General features: G+C 72.0%; 15 protein-coding genes. 14 read left to right on the plus strand and 1 reads right to left on the minus strand.

The features are described 5' to 3' along the window. Positions 1-56: 56 nt before the first annotated feature. The gene (gene lexA, locus ACZ7KX_RS29900) at positions 57-842 is read right to left on the minus strand and encodes a transcriptional repressor LexA (protein ID WP_470329230.1); all 786 of its coding nucleotides are present in this window, start codon (positions 840-842) and stop codon (positions 57-59) included. A 438-nt stretch (positions 843-1,280) separates the two neighbouring features. Here lexA and nrdR point away from each other — a divergent pair, with 438 nt between their 5' ends. From nrdR to ACZ7KX_RS29970, 14 genes are all read left to right on the plus strand, one after another. Further along, positions 1,281-1,781: a transcriptional regulator NrdR gene (gene nrdR / locus ACZ7KX_RS29905; RefSeq protein ID WP_350523372.1), complete on the plus strand. Its 501-nt coding sequence runs from the start codon at positions 1,281-1,283 to the stop codon at positions 1,779-1,781. Between the two features lie 209 nt (positions 1,782-1,990). Continuing rightward, positions 1,991-4,888 (plus strand): vitamin B12-dependent ribonucleotide reductase, encoded by a 2,898-nt coding sequence (locus ACZ7KX_RS29910; protein WP_470329183.1) that lies wholly within the window; start codon positions 1,991-1,993, stop codon positions 4,886-4,888. 162 nt (positions 4,889-5,050) lie between these two features. After that, the gene (locus ACZ7KX_RS29915) at positions 5,051-5,818 is read left to right on the plus strand and encodes an SDR family oxidoreductase (protein WP_470329184.1); all 768 of its coding nucleotides are present in this window, start codon (positions 5,051-5,053) and stop codon (positions 5,816-5,818) included. 105 nt (positions 5,819-5,923) lie between these two features. Continuing rightward, the gene (locus tag ACZ7KX_RS29920; protein WP_470329185.1) at positions 5,924-6,160 is read left to right on the plus strand and encodes an RNA polymerase subunit sigma-70; all 237 of its coding nucleotides are present in this window, start codon (positions 5,924-5,926) and stop codon (positions 6,158-6,160) included. Positions 6,161-6,163: 3 nt separating this feature from the next. Then, on the plus strand, positions 6,164-6,730 hold the full coding sequence (locus ACZ7KX_RS29925; RefSeq protein ID WP_470329186.1) for a Clp protease N-terminal domain-containing protein: 567 nt from the start codon (positions 6,164-6,166) through the stop codon (positions 6,728-6,730). A 277-nt stretch (positions 6,731-7,007) separates the two neighbouring features. Beyond that, on the plus strand, positions 7,008-8,825 hold the full coding sequence (locus tag ACZ7KX_RS29930; protein WP_470329187.1) for a sensor histidine kinase: 1,818 nt from the start codon (positions 7,008-7,010) through the stop codon (positions 8,823-8,825). Then, a complete protein-coding gene (locus tag ACZ7KX_RS29935; RefSeq protein WP_396549672.1) occupies positions 8,825-9,277 on the plus strand; it encodes a roadblock/LC7 domain-containing protein in 453 nt (150 codons plus the stop codon). The genes ACZ7KX_RS29930 and ACZ7KX_RS29935 overlap by 1 nt, the downstream gene beginning before the upstream one ends. Continuing rightward, positions 9,274-9,642 (plus strand): DUF742 domain-containing protein, encoded by a 369-nt coding sequence (locus ACZ7KX_RS29940; protein WP_470329188.1) that lies wholly within the window; start codon positions 9,274-9,276, stop codon positions 9,640-9,642. The genes ACZ7KX_RS29935 and ACZ7KX_RS29940 overlap by 4 nt, the downstream gene beginning before the upstream one ends. Continuing rightward, on the plus strand, positions 9,623-10,384 hold the full coding sequence (locus ACZ7KX_RS29945; RefSeq protein ID WP_470329189.1) for a GTP-binding protein: 762 nt from the start codon (positions 9,623-9,625) through the stop codon (positions 10,382-10,384). The genes ACZ7KX_RS29940 and ACZ7KX_RS29945 overlap by 20 nt, the downstream gene beginning before the upstream one ends. Next, a complete protein-coding gene (locus ACZ7KX_RS29950; RefSeq protein ID WP_470329190.1) occupies positions 10,381-11,625 on the plus strand; it encodes a cytochrome P450 in 1,245 nt (414 codons plus the stop codon). The genes ACZ7KX_RS29945 and ACZ7KX_RS29950 overlap by 4 nt, the downstream gene beginning before the upstream one ends. A gap of 129 nt (positions 11,626-11,754) precedes the next feature. Then, positions 11,755-12,969, plus strand: coding sequence for a cytochrome P450 family protein (locus ACZ7KX_RS29955; protein ID WP_470329191.1), 1,215 nt, complete (start codon positions 11,755-11,757; stop codon positions 12,967-12,969). A gap of 357 nt (positions 12,970-13,326) precedes the next feature. Further along, positions 13,327-14,718 carry an ABC transporter substrate-binding protein gene (locus ACZ7KX_RS29960; protein WP_470329192.1) on the plus strand — a complete coding sequence of 464 codons (1,392 nt, stop codon included), beginning with the start codon at positions 13,327-13,329 and terminating at the stop codon, positions 14,716-14,718. A 142-nt stretch (positions 14,719-14,860) separates the two neighbouring features. Next, a complete protein-coding gene (locus tag ACZ7KX_RS29965) occupies positions 14,861-15,898 on the plus strand; it encodes a carbohydrate ABC transporter permease (RefSeq protein ID WP_470329193.1) in 1,038 nt (345 codons plus the stop codon). Continuing rightward, complete coding sequence (locus ACZ7KX_RS29970; RefSeq protein WP_470329194.1) at positions 15,895-16,929, plus strand: carbohydrate ABC transporter permease; 1,035 nt, start codon at positions 15,895-15,897, stop codon at positions 16,927-16,929. Before ACZ7KX_RS29965 ends, ACZ7KX_RS29970 begins: the two co-directional genes overlap by 4 nt. Positions 16,930-17,068 lie beyond the last annotated feature (139 nt).

The following is a 17,068-nucleotide window of genomic DNA, read 5'->3' on the forward strand; positions in this document are numbered from 1 at the left end:
CCGTTGCCGTGGGCCGCCGGAGGGTGTCCGGGGGTCTCCGGGGGCGCCGGAGGGCGTCAGAGGCGGCGCAGCACCGCGACGACCTTGCCCAGGATGGTCGCGTTGTCGCCGTTGATCGGCTCGTACGCGGGGTTGTGCGGCATCAGCCAGATCCGGCCGTCCTCGCGCTTGAGCCGCTTGACCGTGGCCTCGCCGTCGATCATCGCGGCCACGATGTCGCCGTTCTCGGCGACCGGCTGGCGGCGCACGGTGACCCAGTCGCCGTCGCAGATGGCCGCCTCGATCATCGAGTCGCCGCGCACGGTGAGTGCGAACAGCTCCCCCTCGCCGACCAGTTGGCGGGGCAGCGGGAAGACGTCCTCGACCGTCTGCTCGGCCAGGATGGGCCCGCCGGCGGCGATCCGGCCGACCAGCGGCACGTAGGAGGTGGACGGCCGGCCCGCCGTCTCGGCGGTGTTGGGGCGGGCCACCTCGACGCCGCGGACCTCGTACGCACGCGGCCGGTGCGGATCCCGGCGCAGGAAGCCCTTGCGCTCCAGGGCCATCAGCTGGTGCGCCACCGAGGAGGTGCTGGAGAGGCCGACGGCCTGGCCGATCTCGCGCATGGACGGCGGGTAGCCCCGGCGCTGGACGGAGTCCCGGATGACCTCGATCACCCGGCGCTGGCGCTCGGTGAGCCCGGCCTCGTCGGTGCGGATGCCGGGCGGGCGGCCCGGCATCGCGCGGGCGGGCGACGCGTGGGCGTCGTCCATCGCCGAGGAGTGTTCGATCGGCTGGTCGGGCACGCGGTTGGAGCCGGAAAGGGCCGTGCCGGAGAGCCGGTGGTCTTCGCTGCGGTCCATGCTGATGTCCACGCTCTGCTGATTCGTGGTGCGCTGCCCCACCTTGAACTGGGAGTGTTCCTGCACCGGGATGGTGTTGCTTTCGATCGTGTTCACGGCGGCCCCTCTCGACGGCTGTCCTCTCCCTTTTCCAGCCCAACGCACCTCCTATCGAAAGGTTGCGCCAAACACACGTTCGAGTGAATTATTCGGGAGTTGGCTGACTCGATCAAGGCTTTGTTGTACATCGAGTAAATGTTCGACCGGAACCCGACTCCGGCAGTCTAATCGGCGTCGACACGCCAGGGGTGTCACTTCCCCCGAAGGCCTAGATGTAGTGGCTACAGTCCTCTACGTGCCCAGTACTAGTGGTCGCCGCGCATGATCAGCTTGCCGAGGCCGGGGGCGCATCGCATAGACTCGACTGGTCCGCACGATCTGCCAGGGAGGGATCCCGAGGTGCACTGCCCCTTCTGCCGGCATTCCGACAGCCGCGTTGTCGACAGCCGGACCACCGAGGACGGCAGCTGCATCCGCCGCCGCCGGCAGTGCCCGGACTGCGGCCGCCGCTTCACCACGGTGGAGACGGCCGCGCTGATGGTCATCAAGCGCAGCGGCGTCACCGAGCCGTTCTCCCGGCAGAAGGTCATCACCGGCGTCCGCAAGGCCTGCCAGGGCCGACCGGTCACCGAGGACGCGCTGGCCCAGCTCGGCCAGCGGGTCGAGGAGTGCGTGCGCGCCAGCGGCAGCGCCGAGCTGACCACCCACGACGTGGGGCTGGCCATACTCGGCCCGCTCAAGGAACTCGACGTGGTCGCCTACCTGCGCTTCGCCAGCGTGTACCAGGCCTACGACGGACTGGAAGACTTCGAGGCCGCCATCGCGGAACTCCGCGCCGAACGGCCCCGCACCCCGGAGACGGACGACGCCCGCGTGTCCGTCTCCGCCGCCGCGCCCTAGGAGGCGCCGGCGTCACCGGCCCCAGTCGGGGCCCGGCCGCACCACAAGGCCCCACGGGGCCCCGGCGTGCCCGGAAACGGGGCGCAGAACACTACAAACCGTGCGAAGGCAGGCAGTGTCCCCGCCTGCCCGCACACCGGAAGAACGAACCAGCGGTGCCCGGACTTTTCAGGGCACTTCGGGCGTTTGCCCAGGAGGAGGAGCGAGAAGTGACAGACACCACGAGCGGTTCCGCACGCGGGTCGAAGTCCGAGAAGGCCGCGGCCAAGGGCGCCAAGGCCCCGAAGGGCGGTCTGCGGATGGAGCGCATCCACACCACTCCTGGCGTGCACCCGTACGACGCGGTCCGCTGGGAGCGGCGTGACGTCGTCATGACCAACTGGCGTGACGGGTCGATCAACTTCGAGCAGCGCGGCGTGGAGTTCCCCGACTTCTGGTCGGTCAACGCCGTCAACATCGTCACGTCCAAGTACTTCCGCGGCGCCGTCGGCACCCCGCAGCGCGAGTGGAGCCTCAAGCAGATCATCGACCGCGTGGTGCTCACCTACCGCGCCGCCGGCGAGAAGCACGGCTACTTCGCCACCGCGGACGACGCCGAGATCTTCGAGCACGAGCTGACCCACGCCCTCCTCCACCAGGTGTTCAGCTTCAACTCGCCGGTCTGGTTCAACGTCGGGACCAAGCAGCCCCAGCAGGTCAGCGCCTGCTTCATCCTGGCCGTCGACGACTCCATGGAGTCGATCCTCGACTGGTACAAGGAAGAGGGCATGATCTTCAAGGGCGGCTCCGGCGCCGGCCTCAACCTCTCCCGGATCCGCTCCTCCAAGGAGCTCCTGTCCTCCGGCGGCAACGCCTCCGGCCCGGTCTCCTTCATGCGCGGCGCCGACGCCTCCGCCGGCACCATCAAGTCCGGCGGCGCCACCCGCCGCGCGGCCAAGATGGTCGTGCTCGACGTCGACCACCCGGACGTCGAGGCCTTCATCGAGACCAAGGTGAAGGAGGAGGAGAAGATCCGCGCCCTGCGCGACGCGGGCTTCGACATGGACCTCGGCGGGGACGACATCACCTCCGTCCAGTACCAGAACGCCAACAACTCGGTCCGCGTCTCCGACGAATTCATGACCGCCGTCGAGAACGGCACCGAGTTCGGCCTGCGCGCCCGGATGACCGGCGAGGTCATCGAGACCGTCGACGCGAAGAAGCTGTTCCGCAAGATGGCCGAGGCCGCCTGGGCCTGCGCCGACCCGGGCATCCAGTACGACTCCACCATCAACCACTGGCACACCTGCCCGGAGTCCGGCCGCATCAACGCGTCCAACCCCTGCTCCGAGTACATGCACCTGGACAACTCCAGCTGCAACCTCGCCTCGCTCAACCTGATGAAGTTCCTGCGGGACGACGCCCGTCAGGACGGTAAGGGGGGCTTCGACGCCGAGCGCTTCGCCAAGGTCGTCGAGCTGGTCATCACCGCGATGGACATCTCCATCTGCTTCGCCGACTTCCCGACCGAGAAGATCGGCGAGACCACCCGCGCCTACCGCCAGCTCGGCATCGGCTACGCGAACCTCGGCGCCCTGCTGATGGCCACCGGCCACGCCTACGACAGCGAGGGCGGTCGCGCCCTGGCCGGCGCCATCACCTCCCTGATGACCGGCACCGCCTACCGCCGCGGCGCCGAACTCGCAGGCGTGGTGGGCCCGTACGACGGCTACGCCCGCAACGCGGTCGCGCACCGCCAGGTCATGAAGCAGCACGCGGACGCCTCGCTCGACGCCGTCTCGGTGGACGAGCTGGACGCCCCGGTCTGGCTGGCGGCCAACAAGACCTGGCAGGACGTCGTGCGCATCGGCGCGGAGAACGGCTTCCGCAACGCCCAGGCCTCGGTCCTCGCCCCGACCGGCACCATCGGCCTGATGATGGACTGCGACACCACCGGCGTCGAGCCCGACCTGGCCCTGGTCAAGTTCAAGAAGCTCGTCGGCGGCGGCTCGATGCAGATCGTCAACGGCACCGTCCCGCGCGCCCTCAAGCGCCTCGGCTACCAGGACGAGCAGGTCGAGGCGATCGTCGCCCACATCGCCGAGCACGGCAACGTGGTGGACGCGCCGGGTCTCAAGTCCGAGCACTACGAGGTGTTCGACTGCGCGATGGGCGAGCGGGTCATCTCCGCGATGGGGCACGTGCGGATGATGGCCGCGATCCAGCCGTGGATCTCCGGTGCCATTTCCAAGACCGTGAACATGCCCGAGTCCGCCACCGTCGAGGAGATCGAGGAGATCTACTTCGAGGCGTGGAAGATGGGCGTCAAGGCGCTCGCCATCTACCGTGACAACTGCAAGGTCGGCCAGCCGCTGTCGGCCAAGAAGAAGGACTCCGAGACCACGGCCGACGAGGCCGCGGCCCCCGCCGCGGTCGAGAAGGTCGTGGAGTACCGCCCGGTCCGCAAGCGTCTGCCCAAGGGCCGTCCGGGCATCACCACCTCCTTCACGGTCGGTGGCGCCGAGGGCTACATGACCGCCAACTCCTACCCGGACGACGGCCTGGGCGAGGTCTTCCTGAAGATGTCCAAGCAGGGCTCGACCCTCGCGGGCATGATGGACGCCTTCTCGATCGCCGTCTCGGTCGGCCTGCAGTACGGCGTGCCGCTGGAGACGTACGTCTCGAAGTTCACCAACATGCGCTTCGAACCGGCCGGTCTGACCGACGACCCGGACGTGCGGATGGCGCAGTCGATCGTCGACTACATCTTCCGCCGCCTGGCGCTGGACTTCCTGCCGTTCGAGACCCGCTCGGCGCTCGGCATCCACTCCGTCGAGGAGCGCACGCGCCACCTGGAGACCGGCTCCTACGAGCCGCTGGAGGCCGAGGAGCTCGACACCGAGTCGCTCGCCCAGTCGGCCCCGGTGGCCGCCAAGCCGGCCCCGGCCCCGGCGGTCGAGGCGCCCAAGGCCGCCCCGAAGCAGGCCCACAACTCCACGGAGCTGATGGAGATCCAGCTCGGCCTCAACGCCGACGCCCCGCTCTGCTTCTCCTGCGGCACCAAGATGCGTCGCGCCGGCAGCTGCTACCTCTGCGAGGGCTGCGGCTCCACCAGTGGCTGCAGCTGATCGTGATCGACCCCGGTTCCACCCGATGAGGTGAAACCAGAGGCGGGGCGAGGACTTCACGTCCTCGCCCCGCCTCTTTTCGTTCTCCGAACCCGCCGATGTCACGGATCGGGGCCGTGTCCGGTCCGTAGGGGGAAGGCAGTCGACGAGAGGAGCGGTGTGGTGAACGGGACTGTGCTGGTGACCGGGGCGACGGGGACGTTGGGACGGGAGGTGGTGCGGCTGCTGGTGGCGCGCGGGGTGGCGGTGCGGGGGTTGAGCCGGCGGGCGCGGGGCGGGGACGACGGGGTCGAGTGGGTGGTCGGGGACCTGGTGAGCGGGGCCGGGATCGCCGGGGCGATGGCCGGGGTCGAGGTGGTGGTCGACTGTGCGACCACGCAGAGGAAGGCGGACGTGGCGGCGGTCCGGACGCTGGTGGCGCAGGCGCGGGAGGCCGGCGTCCGGCACCTGGTGTACGTGTCGATCGTGGGGATCGACCGGGTGCCGATGGCGTACTACAAGACGAAGCTCGCCTGTGAGCAGGTGGTCCGGGAGTCGGGGCTGGGGTGGACGGTGCTGCGGGCGACGCAGTTCCACGACCTGCTGCTGAGGTTCTTCGACGCCTCGGTGAAGCTGCCGTTGTTCCCCGTGCTCGGCGGGGCGCGGTTCCAGCCGGTGGACGTCCGGGAGGTGGCCGCGGCGGTCGTCGCCCTGGTGGGGGAGGAGCCCGCGGGGTTCGCGCCGGAGGTGGGCGGGCCGCAGGTGCGGACGTACCGGGAGCTGGCCGGGGCGTACCTGCGGGCGGCGGGCAAGCGGCGGGTGCTGCTGCCGTTGCGGGTGCCGGGGGCGGCGGGCCGCGGGCTGCGGGCGGGCGGGAACCTGGCGCCGGAGCGGGCGGTGGGCCGGGGCACCTTCGAGGAGGCGCTGGAGCGTCGGTTCGGCGGCCGCTGAGGCCCGGGTCGTCGGCCGGATCGCCGTCCGGGTCGTGGGCGGAGCCCTCGGCGGAGCTGTCAACCAGGGTTGACATTTGCGCGGCTGTCAACCAAAGTTGACAGCATGAGCGAGAGCGGAGAACTCGCGGCCGCGGCGAGCAGCCGTGACCCGGCCGTGGGGCTCCGGGCGGTCCGCGCCCTGCGTGATCTGGCGGACCGCCTGGAGGCCCTGCAGGTGGGCAACGCCCGGTCGCAGGGTTGGTCCTGGCAGGACATCGCGGTCTGCCTCGGGGTGACCAGGCAGGCGGTGCACAAGAAGTACGCCCGGCGAGGGGCCGGCGGGGACCAGGACGGAGGCTGAGGGATGTTCGAGCGATTCACCGAGTCGGCGCGGCAGGTCGTGGTCGCCGCGCAGCAGGAGGCGCGGGAGCTGCGGCACGGCTACGTCGGCACGGAGCACCTCCTGCTGGCGGTCCTGGGCCGGTCGGAGGACCCGGCCGCCGGGGTGCTGACGGAGGCCGGCCTGGACCACGGGACGGCTCGGCAGGCGGTGCGCCGCCTGCTGGGGGAGACCGGCCAGGCGCAGGCGCTCGCCTCGATCGGGGTCGATCTGGGCGCGGTGCGGGAGGCGGTCGAGTCGGTCTTCGGAGAGGGGGCGCTGGACGCCCCGCCCGAGGAGGCGCCGCAGCGTCGGGGCTGGTTCCGCTCCGGCGGCGCGAGGGGCGGGCACATCCCGTTCACGGCGCGGGCGAGGAAGGCGGTGGAGCTGTCGCTGCGGGAGTCGCTGCGGCTGAAGTCGGGGAAGATCGGGGTCGGGCACCTGCTGCTCGGCGTGCTCCGCGAGGGGGAGGGCCTGGGGGTGCGGGTGGTCGTCGACCACGGGCTGGATCCGAAGGCCGTCCGGCAGGCGGTCGAGCGGACGCTGGGGTGAAGCCCCGGTTGTGAACCGGGCCGCTCGGTGGTGCGGCGGTTGCGTCGTGAATCGGTGTACGGGTCGTGGATGGAGGAGACTGCCCGTCAACTGACTGCTTGAGGGCAATGTCTGAATCGATATGATCGGCCGACAAGCGTGAACCGATCAGCCGCCCGGAGACGTTTCGCGACGTCGCCGGGCGGTCTGGTATGCGCCCCACCAGCTGTCGGCGGTCGCGACCGTCGCCGATCCGCCGCCGTGCCGCCGCCCGCCGACGTTGCCGAGGACCGCACCGATGAGAGAAGCCACCAGCCCCGACGGCCGGCCGCGCCGACGGCCCGCATCCCGTACCGTCGCCCTGACGGCGGCCGCCGTCCTGCTGGCGCTGGTCGCCGCACCGGTCGGCGTCAGCCGGGCGCTGGGCGCGCACCAGCCGCTCACCGCCCTCGCGGTCGGCGCCGTCACCGTCCTGTGGCTGATAGCCGTCGGCCTCGCCGCGACCGGCACCGAGCGCTCCCACAGGCTGGCCGAGGACGTGGAGGACCAGCACCAGGAGGCGATGACGGCGCTGGTCGTGGCCGGCGCCGCCCGGCAGGCCGAGGCGGCGGCCAAGGGTCGCACCGCCGCTGCGCAGGCCGAGCGGGACGCCGCTCGGGCCGAGCAGGCCCGGGCGGAGTCGGACGTCTCCGCCGCGCACGCCGAGCTGGCCCGGGTGCGGGCCGAGCTGGACGCCGAGCTGGCCGGGGTGCGGGCCGAGCTGGCGGCCGAGCGGGCCGGCCTGGAGACGGAGCGGGCGCGGGCCGAGGCCGATCGGGCCGAGCTGGACCTGATCGCCGAGGGCGTCCTGCCAGAGGTGGTGAGGAAGCTGCGCGCCGGCGCCGCCGTGGACAGCGCGCTGGCCGCCCACCGCAAGCACCCGCAGTACGCGCTGCTGCGCGCCGTCGGTGAGGAGATCGGCCGGGGCGAGCGGCTGCGGGCCGCCGCGCTCGCGGTCTGCGCGACCGCCGCCGGGCGGGTCCAGGCGCTGGCCACGAGCATGCACGCCGAGCTTCGCGAGATGCAGCACCGGCACGACGAGGAGGTGCTCGGCGACCTGCTGAGCCTGGACCACTCGACCGCCCAGGCGGGCCGGATGGCCGACAGCATCGCGGTGCTCACCGGGGCCCGCTCGGGCCGCCGCTGGGCCAAGCCGATCGCGGTGGAGTCGGTGCTGCGCGGTGCGCTGGGCCGGATCGGCGCCTACCAGCGGGTGCGACTGCACAACGCCAGCACCGCCGCGGTCGCCGGGTACGCCGCCGAGGGCGTCATGCACGCGCTGGCCGAGCTGCTGGACAACGCCACCAACTTCTCCGCCCCGCCGGCCGAGGTGCACGTCTACGTCGAGGAGGTGCCGGCCGGGCTGGTGGTCACCGTCGAGGACAGCGGGCTCGGCCTGAGCGACAGCTGGCTGCGCCGGGCCGAACGGGCCGTCTCCGCCGAGCCGCTGGACCTGACCATGCTGTCCGCCGGTACCCGGCTGGGCCTCGCCGTGGTCGGTGTGCTGGCCCGCAAGCACGGGCTGCAGATCTCCTTCCGGCCGTCGGCGCGCGGCGGTACGGGGGTGGTGATGCTGATCCCCCAGCAGTTGGTCTCGCACCCCGCTCCGGCGCCCACCCCGGCAGCCGTCCCGACACAGGCACCGGCCGCCGAGTCCGCGCGCCCGGCGCTCACCCCCGCACGCCCGGCCCCCACCCCCCTGCCGCCGGCGCCCGCCGCACCGACCGCGCTCACCGCACCGACCGCGCTCACCACACCGACCGCACTGACCGCCCAGGCCGCACTCACTGCCCCGGCCGCACCCGTCACCGCCGCCCCGCTCCCGTCCGCTCCCGCCCGCGTGACCGACAGCGGCCTGCCGCAGCGTCGGCGCGGGCAGACGCTGGCCACCGCTCCGGCGGCGGACCGGGCCGCGAAGCCCGTCCGCACCGACGCGGCGAGCGCGGCCGCCCGGTTCGGCGCGTTCCGCCGGGCCGCCGCCCGTCCGGTGGAGGGCGAGCAGCACTCCACCGGGACGCCGACCACGGACACCGACACCACGCCCGACGCTTCCCCCGTCACCGAGAAGGACACCTGATGAGCAGCGCCCCCGACCGCGACCTCGACTGGCTGTTGGAAAACCTGCTGGCGGCAACCCCCGGCACCCGGCACGCCCTGGTTCTCTCCGCCGATGGCCTCAAGCTCTGTCACACCGCCGGGCTCGGCAACGACCAGGCCGACCAGCTGGCCGCGATCGCGTCCGGCCTGCAGAGCCTGGCGCACGGCGCCTCGATCGAGTTCGGCGACGGCAGCGGCGGAGTCCGGCAGTCGATGACCGAGTTCCACGGCGGCATCCTGTGCATCGTGGCGGCCGGCGAGGGCGCGCACCTCGCGGTGGTCACGGACGACGACGCGGACGTCGGCGTGGTCGGCCACAACATGCACGGCCTGATCGAGCAGATCGGCATCCACCTCAGCGCCCCGGCCCGCAGCACGGAGGACGGGGCGGCGGACGGGAGCGCCGCCACACCGGAGGGCGCGGGGATATGACCGACGGGTCGGTGCTGCCGGGCCGTGACGACGACCCGGACCGCCTCTACACCATCACCAAGGGCCGCAGCCGCGCCCCGGAGAACGCCTTCGACCTGGTCACCCTGATCGTCGCCGAACGGCAGCCGACGCCCGGGATGCAGTCGGAGCACGTCCGGATCCTGCGGATGTGCGAGGCCCCGACCGCCGTCGTGGAGGTGGCGGCGGAGCTGGCGCTGCCCGTCTCGGTGGTGAAGATCCTGCTCGGCGACCTGCTGGAGTCCGGGGCGGTCACCGCCCGCCACCCCCGGTTCGCGCCGAACAAGGCCCGGCTGCCCGACCTCGACACGCTGAAGCAGGTGCTGCATGGCCTCCAACGGCTCTGACGTCCGGCCCGCCGGGCGCACTCCGCTGCGGGCGACCGCCGACAACGCGCTGAAGATCGTCGTGGTCGGCGGCTTCGGCGTGGGCAAGACCACCCTGGTCGGCTCGGTCAGCGAGATCCGCCCGCTGAACACCGAGGAGGTGATGACCCGGGCGGGGGAGGGCATCGACCCGGCCGGTTCCTGGGGCAAGCGCTCCACCACGGTCGCCTTCGACTTCGGCCGGATCACCCTCTCCGAGCGCCAGGTGCTGTACCTGTTCGGTGCGCCCGGGCAGGAACGCTTCTGGTTCCTCTGGGACCGGCTGTTCAGCGGCGCCCTGGGCGCGGTCGTCCTGGTCGACACCCGGCGGCTGGAGGACTCCTGGTACGCGATCGACCGGCTGGAGCACCACGGCACCCCGTTCATCGTGGCCCGCAACAACTTCGGCGAGCCGACCCACACCCTGGAGCAGGTCCGCGAGGCGCTCGACCTGCCGGCCGAGGTGCCGCTGGTGGACTGCGACGCGCGTGACCGCGAGTCCGGCAAGCGGGTGCTGATCGAACTGGTCCACCACCTGGCGGCCCTGGCCGGCGCCGACGAGGCCTACCTGGCCGAGGCCGTCGAGACCGCCGGTGCCGCCGCGGCCGGTGCCGGTGCGGCCGGCCACCCGGCCGGTGTCCTTGCAGCCGACCCGACCGGCTCCGAAGAGGCTGCCGTCCCGGCAGCGGCCCCCACCGCGATGTACGAGGAGAGCACCCCGTGACCGAGCCCGCCGTCACCCCGCCGCCGGGCTGCCCGGCGCACGCCGGCGCCACGCCGCTGTACGGGCCGCGCTTCCAGACCGACCCGGCCCAGCTCTACCGCGAGCTGCGGGCCGCGCACGGCCCGGTCGCCCCGGTCGAGCTGGCCGGCGGCGTGCCCGCCTGGCTGGTCATCGGCTACCGCGAGCTGCAGCTGGTGACCGGTCAGCCGCAGCTGTTCGGCCGTGACTCCAGCCGGTGGAACGCCTGGGAGACGCTGCCCGCCGACTGGCCGCTCAAGCCGATGATGGCGCCCGTCCCCTCGATCCTGTACGCCGAGGGCGAGGAGCACGTCCGGCGTTCGCGCGCGGTCACCGACGCGCTGGCCGGGATCGACCCGTACGAGCTGCGCAAGCACTCCGAGGAGATCGCCGACGGGCTGATCGACGAGTTCGCCGGCCGCGGCGAGGCGGACCTGGTCGCCGAGTACGCGCACCGGATGCCGCTGCTGGTGCTGTGCCGGGTGCTCGGCCTGGACGAGGAGCAGGCGCCGCAGTTGATCGCGGCGCTGCTGTCGATGCTGGACGGCGGTCCCGACGCGCCGGCCGGCGCCCAGCGGCTGCTGGAGCTGATGCTCGCCCTGGTCGAGGAGAAGGCCGAGCACCCGGGCGCCGACGTCGCCTCGCGGATGCTGGCGCACGAGGCCGGGCTGAACCACGACGAGGTGATGCGCGACCTGCGGGTGCTGCTGATCGCCGGCCACCAGCCGTCCTCGTACTGGATCTCCAACGCGCTGCGGCTGATGCTGACCGACGAGCGGTTCGCCGCCTCGCTGGCGGGCGGTCGGCGCAGCATCAGCCAGGCGCTGAACGAGGCGCTCTGGGAGGACACCCCGACGCAGATCTTCGCCGGGCGCTGGGCGGTCCGGGACACCCAGCTGGGCGGCCAGCGGATCGGTGCGGGCGACATGGTGCTGCTGGGCTTCGCCGGGGCGAACGCGGACCCGTCGGTGCGGCTGGCCGACGGCCGGCCGGCCGAGGGCAACCGGGCGCACATGAGCTACTCCTACGGCGAGCACGGCTGCCCGTTCCCGGCCCAGGAGGCGGCCGAGGTGATCGCGACGACCGCGATCGAGGTGCTGCTGGACCGGCTGCCGGACCTCCGGTTGGCGGTCGCCGAGCACGCGCTGGTGTGGCGGCCGTCGGCCTGGGTGCGCGGGCTGGTGGCGCTGCCGGTCTCGTTCACCCCGGGCCACCCGGCCTGATCCGTCGAACCCGTCGAACCCGTCGACACCCGTCGTCCGTCGCCGACCGTCGCCCATCGGTGCCGATCGTCTGCCGACCGTTGGCGGGTCCGGCCCCCGTCGACACCCGTCGTCCGAAAGAGAGTTGCGATGACCGCTGCCCAGGCCCCGATCGTCCTCGACCCGCTGGCCCGTGACAACGCGGCCGAGGGCGCCCTGCTGCGGGCCGCCGGCCCGGTGGTGCCGGTCGAGCTGCCCGGCGGCGTGGCCGCCTGGGCGGTGACCCGGCACGCGGCGGCGCGCGAGCTGCTGACGGACTCGCGGCTGGTGAAGGACGCCGCGCACTGGGGCGCCTACCAGCGCGGCGAGGTGCCGAAGACCTGGCCGCTGATCGGCCTGGCGGTGCCCGGCCCGAGCATGGTGACCACGGACGGCGCCGAGCACCGCCGGCTGCGGGCGCTGGTGGCGCAGGCCTTCACCCCGCGCCGGGTCGAGCTGATGCGCCCGCGCGTCGAGGAGATCACCCACGCGCTGCTGGACGCCCTGGCGGCGGGGGAGCCGGAGGTCGACCTGAAGACGGCCTTCGCCTTCCCGCTGCCGATGACGGTGATCTGCTCGTTGCTGGGCGTGCCGGAGTCGGACCACGGCGTGCTGCGCGACCTGTACGAGCGGTTCTTCGGCATCAAGCCGGACCCGGCGGGCATCCAGGCGACCATCGCCGGACTGAACGCCTTCGTCAACGACCTGGTGGCGCAGCGCCGTTCCGCCCCGGGCGAGGACCTGGCGAGCGTGCTGCTGGCGGCCGACACCGAGGGCGGGGCGCTGACCGACGCGGAGGCGGCGGCCACCCTGCGGGTGATCATCGCGGCCGGTCACGAGACCACGGTGAACCTGATCGGCAACGCGGTGCGGGCGCTGCTGGCGCACCCGGACCAGCTGGAGCTGGTGCGCTCGGGGCAGGTGTCCTGGGACGCGGTGGTGGAGGAGTCGCTCCGCTGGACGCCGCCGACCAGCAACTTCCTGTTCCGCTTCACCGCCGCGGACATCCCGGTCGGCGACGTGGTGATCCCGGCGGGCGAGCCGGTGCTGGTCTCGTACAACGCGATCGGCCGGGACCCGCTTCAGCACGGGGTGACGGCGGAGCTGTTCGACGTCACCCGGGACCCGACCCGGCACCTGTCCTTCGGCCACGGGCCGCACGTCTGCCCGGGTTCGCCGCTGGCCCGGCTGGAGGCGGGTGTCGCGCTGCCGGCACTGTTCGAGCGGTTCCCGAAGCTGTCGCTCGCGGTGCCGGACGCCGAGCTGCGGCCGAGTCCGTCGCTGGTGGTGAACAGTCTGCTGGATCTGCCGATCCGGCTGTTCTGACGCCCTGACGCCCTGACGCCTCTGCCGCCACTGCCGCCTCTGGCGCCTCCGACACCTCTGGCGCCTCTGGCACCGTGACTGATCTGATGTGTCGTCATAAAATGTGCCCCGTCCGGGTTTTCGGGCGGGGCCTTCGACTTCTGGTGGCGGTGGTCCGGATTCCGGCTGGTCGCGGGTCACGGTCGGGACACCGCCTTGTGAAGGTCGAACGTGGACCTTGGCGCCGGGCGGCTGCTGCGTTAACGTCTTCGATCAGTTCGGCCGCCGTCCGCCCGTGATCCCTGTAGGCCCGTCTCCGGTACAGCGCAATGTCGTTCAGCCACCGTCGGCAGCAATGCCCTGGCGAGGAGGACCGCATTGACCCTCAACCCGACCGCGCCGCAACCGAGTTCCCGCCGCCGGCGGCTGGCCGCCGTACCCGCCCTGGTGGCGGCGCTGGCGCTGACCGCGGCGTGCTCCAACAGCTCCGGCGGTTCGGGTGACGGCGGGGGCGGAGCGACCCAGTCGCTGTCCGGCGACTGCGCCAAGTACCAGCCGTACGCCGGGCATTCGGGCACGACCGTGACGATGTTCGCTTCCATCCTGAGCCCGGAGTCGGACAACCTGGAGAAGTCCTGGTCCGAGTTCAGCAAGTGCACCGGGATCAAGATCAGTTACGAGGGGTCGAACGACTTCGAGTCACAGCTCCCGGTGCGGGTGGCCGGCGGCAACGCGCCGGACTTCGCGATCATCCCGCAGCCGGGTCTGCTGGCGCAGATGGTGAAGAGCGGCAAGGTGGTGAAGCCGCCCGCCCAGACCGTCGCGAACCAGGACAAGTGGAGCCCGATCTGGAAGACCTACGGCTCGGTCAACGGCACCTTCTACGCGGCACCGATGAGCGCCAACATGAAGTCGCTGGTCTGGTACTCGCCGAAGGCCTTCAAGGCGGCCGGCTACGAGGCGCCGAAGACCTGGGTGGACCTGATGGCGCTCAGCGACCGGATCGCCAAGGCGGGCGGCCCCAGGCCGTGGTGCGGCGGCATCGCCTCCGGAACGGCCACCGGCTGGCCGGCCACCGACTGGCTGGAGGAGGTGGTGCTGGGCAGCTACGGCGGCGAGGTGTACGACCAGTGGGTCGGCCACCAGGTGAAGTTCTCCGACGAGAAGATCACCACGGCGATGAAGACCGTCGCCGACTGGATGCAGAACCCGGCCTGGGTCAACGCGGGCTTCGGCGACGTGAAGTCGATCGCCACCACGACCTTCCAGGACGCGGGCACGCCGGTGCTGAGCGGCAAGTGCATGATGCTGCAGCAGGCCTCGTTCTACGAGGCGCAGTGGCCCAAGGGCACCAAGGTCGGCCCGGACGGGGACGTCTTCGCCTTCCACCTGCCCGCGGTGAACCCGTCCGTCGCCAACCCGGTCGAGGGCGGCGGTGAGTTCCTGGCGGCCTTCGCCGGCCGGCCCGAGGTGCAGGCGGTGCAGAACTACCTCTCCAGCTCGGACTGGGCGAGCAGCCGGGTGCGAACCGCGAGCGGCTGGGTCTCGGCGAACCAGGGCGTGGACAAGAGCCTGTACACCGACCCGATCGACAAGCTGTCGGCCGAGGCGCTGACCGACCCCGGGGCCACCTTCCGGTTCGACGGCTCCGACCTGATGCCGGCCGCGGTCGGCGCCGGGCAGGAGTGGAAGTCGCTGACCGCCTGGTTCGCCGAGGGGCAGTCGATCCAGAAGACCGCCGCCGACATCGACGCCGCCTGGCCGCAGTAGCCGGCCCGCGGGCCCGCTCCGGCGCCGCGTCGCGGCAGGGCCGGAGCAGGGCGCACCCGAGGACCACCTGTCGAGGGCGGTGCGGGGCCACCCACCCGCACCGCCCGCCCCCTTCCCACCGCACCCGAAGGGACGCGCAGCCATGTCCGTACCCGGATCCCTGTCACCCGTCGCCGGGCCGACCGTCGAGAGACTGGCGGTCGGCTCCTGGGGCGACGCGGCGGTCAAGTTCGGCAACACCTTCGGCGCCGTGGCGGGATTCCTCGGCATCCTGCTGGTGGTCTTCCTGGTCGCCGGGCGGGCCCGCGGCCGGCTGGCCCGTCCGCTGGCCGTCGCGGTGTTCCTCGGCCCGGCGGTGCTGCTGCTGGCGGTCGGCCTGGTGGTGCCCTTGATCCGTACGGCGTACCTGAGCCTGCAGAACGACGACGGCACGCGGTTCGTCGGCGGTGAGAACTTCGGCTGGGCCCTGACCACCGACTCGGTCCAGGAGGTCCTGGTCAACACCCTGTTGTGGCTGGTGGTCGCACCGCTGGTGGCGACCGGGCTGGGGCTGGTGCTGGCGCTGCTGGTGGACCGGATGCGCGGGCAGTCGGTCTACAAGTCGCTGATCTTCATGCCGATGGCGATCTCGCTGGTCGGCGCGTCGATCATCTTCAAGTTCGTCTACGAGTCGCGCGGGCCCGGGCAGCCGCAGATCGGCCTGCTCAGCCGGCTCGCCGTCGGGGTGGGCTGGGACACCCCGCCGAACTGGATGCTCTCGCAGCCGCTGAACACCTTCCTGCTGATGGTGGTGATGGTCTGGGTGCAGACCGGCTTCGCGATGGTGGTGCTGTCGGCGGCCATCAAGGCGATCCCGGACGAGGTGGTGGAGGCGGCCAGGCTGGACGGCGCGAGCGGGGTGCGGCTGTTCTGGTACGTCACCGTACCGATGATCCGCACCACGGTGATGGTGGTGCTGACCACCGTCATGATCATCACGCTGAAGGCCTTCGACATCGTCCGCACCATGACGGGCGGGAACTTCGGCACCCAGGTGCTGGCCAACGAGATGTACTCGCAGTCCTTCGTGCAGTTCAACTCCGGGCGGGGCAGCGCCCTCGCGGTGATCCTCTTCCTCGCGGTCCTGCCGCTGGTGGCCTACAACATCGTCCAGCTGCGGAAGGAGCGTGAGGTGCGGTGACCTCGCTGCGGAAGTCCTCCGGCCCGAAGGCGTCCGTTTCGAAGGGGTCCGGCTCGAAGACGTCGGCCCTGGAGGGGGGCGGCTCGAAGGCGTCCGTCCCGAAGGGGTCCCCGCGGGTGGCCGGCGGCCCCGGCAGTCCGGTCCGCAAGGCCTTCAGCAGCCCGTCGGCCTCGGCGTTCGTGATCGCGATGACGGTGCTCTGGACGATCCCGACGCTGGGTCTGCTGGTGACCTCGCTGCGGCCCAAGCAGGACGTGACCACCAGCGGCTGGTGGAGCGCGCTGCTCCACCCGGACTTCGGCCTCGGCAACTACCACTCGGTGCTGTTCGAGGGCGGCTCCGGCGCCTCCACCGGGCTGATGCCCTTCCTGGTGAACTCGCTGGCGATCAGCGTGCCGGCGACCGTCTTCCCGCTGGTGCTGGCGGCGATGGCGGCGTACGCGCTGGCCTGGGTGCGGTTCCGGGGGAGCGACGCGGTGTTCTTCACCGTGTTCGCACTGCAGGTGGTGCCGCTCCAGATGGCGCTGATCCCGCTGCTGCGACTGTTCTCCAGCGGCGCGCACCTGGGCCCGCTGACGCTGATCCCCGCGGTGGACCTGAAGGGCAGCTACGCGCCGGTCTGGCTGGCGCACACGATGTTCGCGATGCCGCTCGCGGTGTTCCTGCTGCACAACTTCATCGCCCAGTTGCCGCGCGACCTGATGGAGGCGGCCGTGGTGGACGGCGCCTCGCACTTCAAGATCTTCCGCTCGATCGTGCTGCCGTTGAGCGCCCCGGCGCTCGCCTCCTTCGCGATCTTCCAGTTCCTGTGGGTCTGGAACGACCTGCTGGTCGCACTGACCTTCGCGGGCGGCACACCGGAGGTGGCGCCGATGACGGTGCGGCTGGCGCAGCTGTCGGGCTCGCTCGGCGGCCGCTGGGAGCTGCTGACGGCCGGGGCGTTCCTGTCGATCATCGTGCCGCTGGTCGTCTTCTTCAGTCTGCAGCGGTACTTCGTCCGGGGGCTGCTGGCCGGGTCGGTGAAGGGGTAGCGGGCGGGGCGTCTAGGGGGCGGTACGTGGAACGGTGGTTCTGAACGCGTTCAGAACCAACTTTTGAACCTGTTCAGAATGGTCTACAGTCGGCGGTGCGGCGCCCGGCGCGCCCGCCGGCGGACCGCCCCGAGGGCGG

It is taken from the genome of Kitasatospora sp. NPDC038210 (genome assembly GCF_055600605.1).

Bases quoted from the DNA above. Each gene is read 5' to 3' on its own strand.
- ACZ7KX_RS29955 (WP_470329191.1), top strand. From the start codon at position 11,755: ATGACCGCTGCCCAGGCCCCGATCGTCCTCGACCCGCTGGCCCGTGAC.
- ACZ7KX_RS29965 (WP_470329193.1), top strand. From the start codon at position 14,861: ATGTCCGTACCCGGATCCCTGTCACCCGTCGCCGGGCCGACCGTCGAG.
- ACZ7KX_RS29930 (WP_470329187.1), top strand. From the start codon at position 7,008: ATGAGAGAAGCCACCAGCCCCGACGGCCGGCCGCGCCGACGGCCCGCA.
- lexA (WP_470329230.1), bottom strand. From the start codon at position 842: ATGGACCGCAGCGAAGACCACCGGCTCTCCGGCACGGCCCTTTCCGGC.
- ACZ7KX_RS29935 (WP_396549672.1), top strand. From the start codon at position 8,825: ATGAGCAGCGCCCCCGACCGCGACCTCGACTGGCTGTTGGAAAACCTG.
- ACZ7KX_RS29945 (WP_470329189.1), top strand. From the start codon at position 9,623: ATGGCCTCCAACGGCTCTGACGTCCGGCCCGCCGGGCGCACTCCGCTG.
- ACZ7KX_RS29925 (WP_470329186.1), top strand. From the start codon at position 6,164: ATGTTCGAGCGATTCACCGAGTCGGCGCGGCAGGTCGTGGTCGCCGCG.
- ACZ7KX_RS29940 (WP_470329188.1), top strand. From the start codon at position 9,274: ATGACCGACGGGTCGGTGCTGCCGGGCCGTGACGACGACCCGGACCGC.
- ACZ7KX_RS29920 (WP_470329185.1), top strand. From the start codon at position 5,924: ATGAGCGAGAGCGGAGAACTCGCGGCCGCGGCGAGCAGCCGTGACCCG.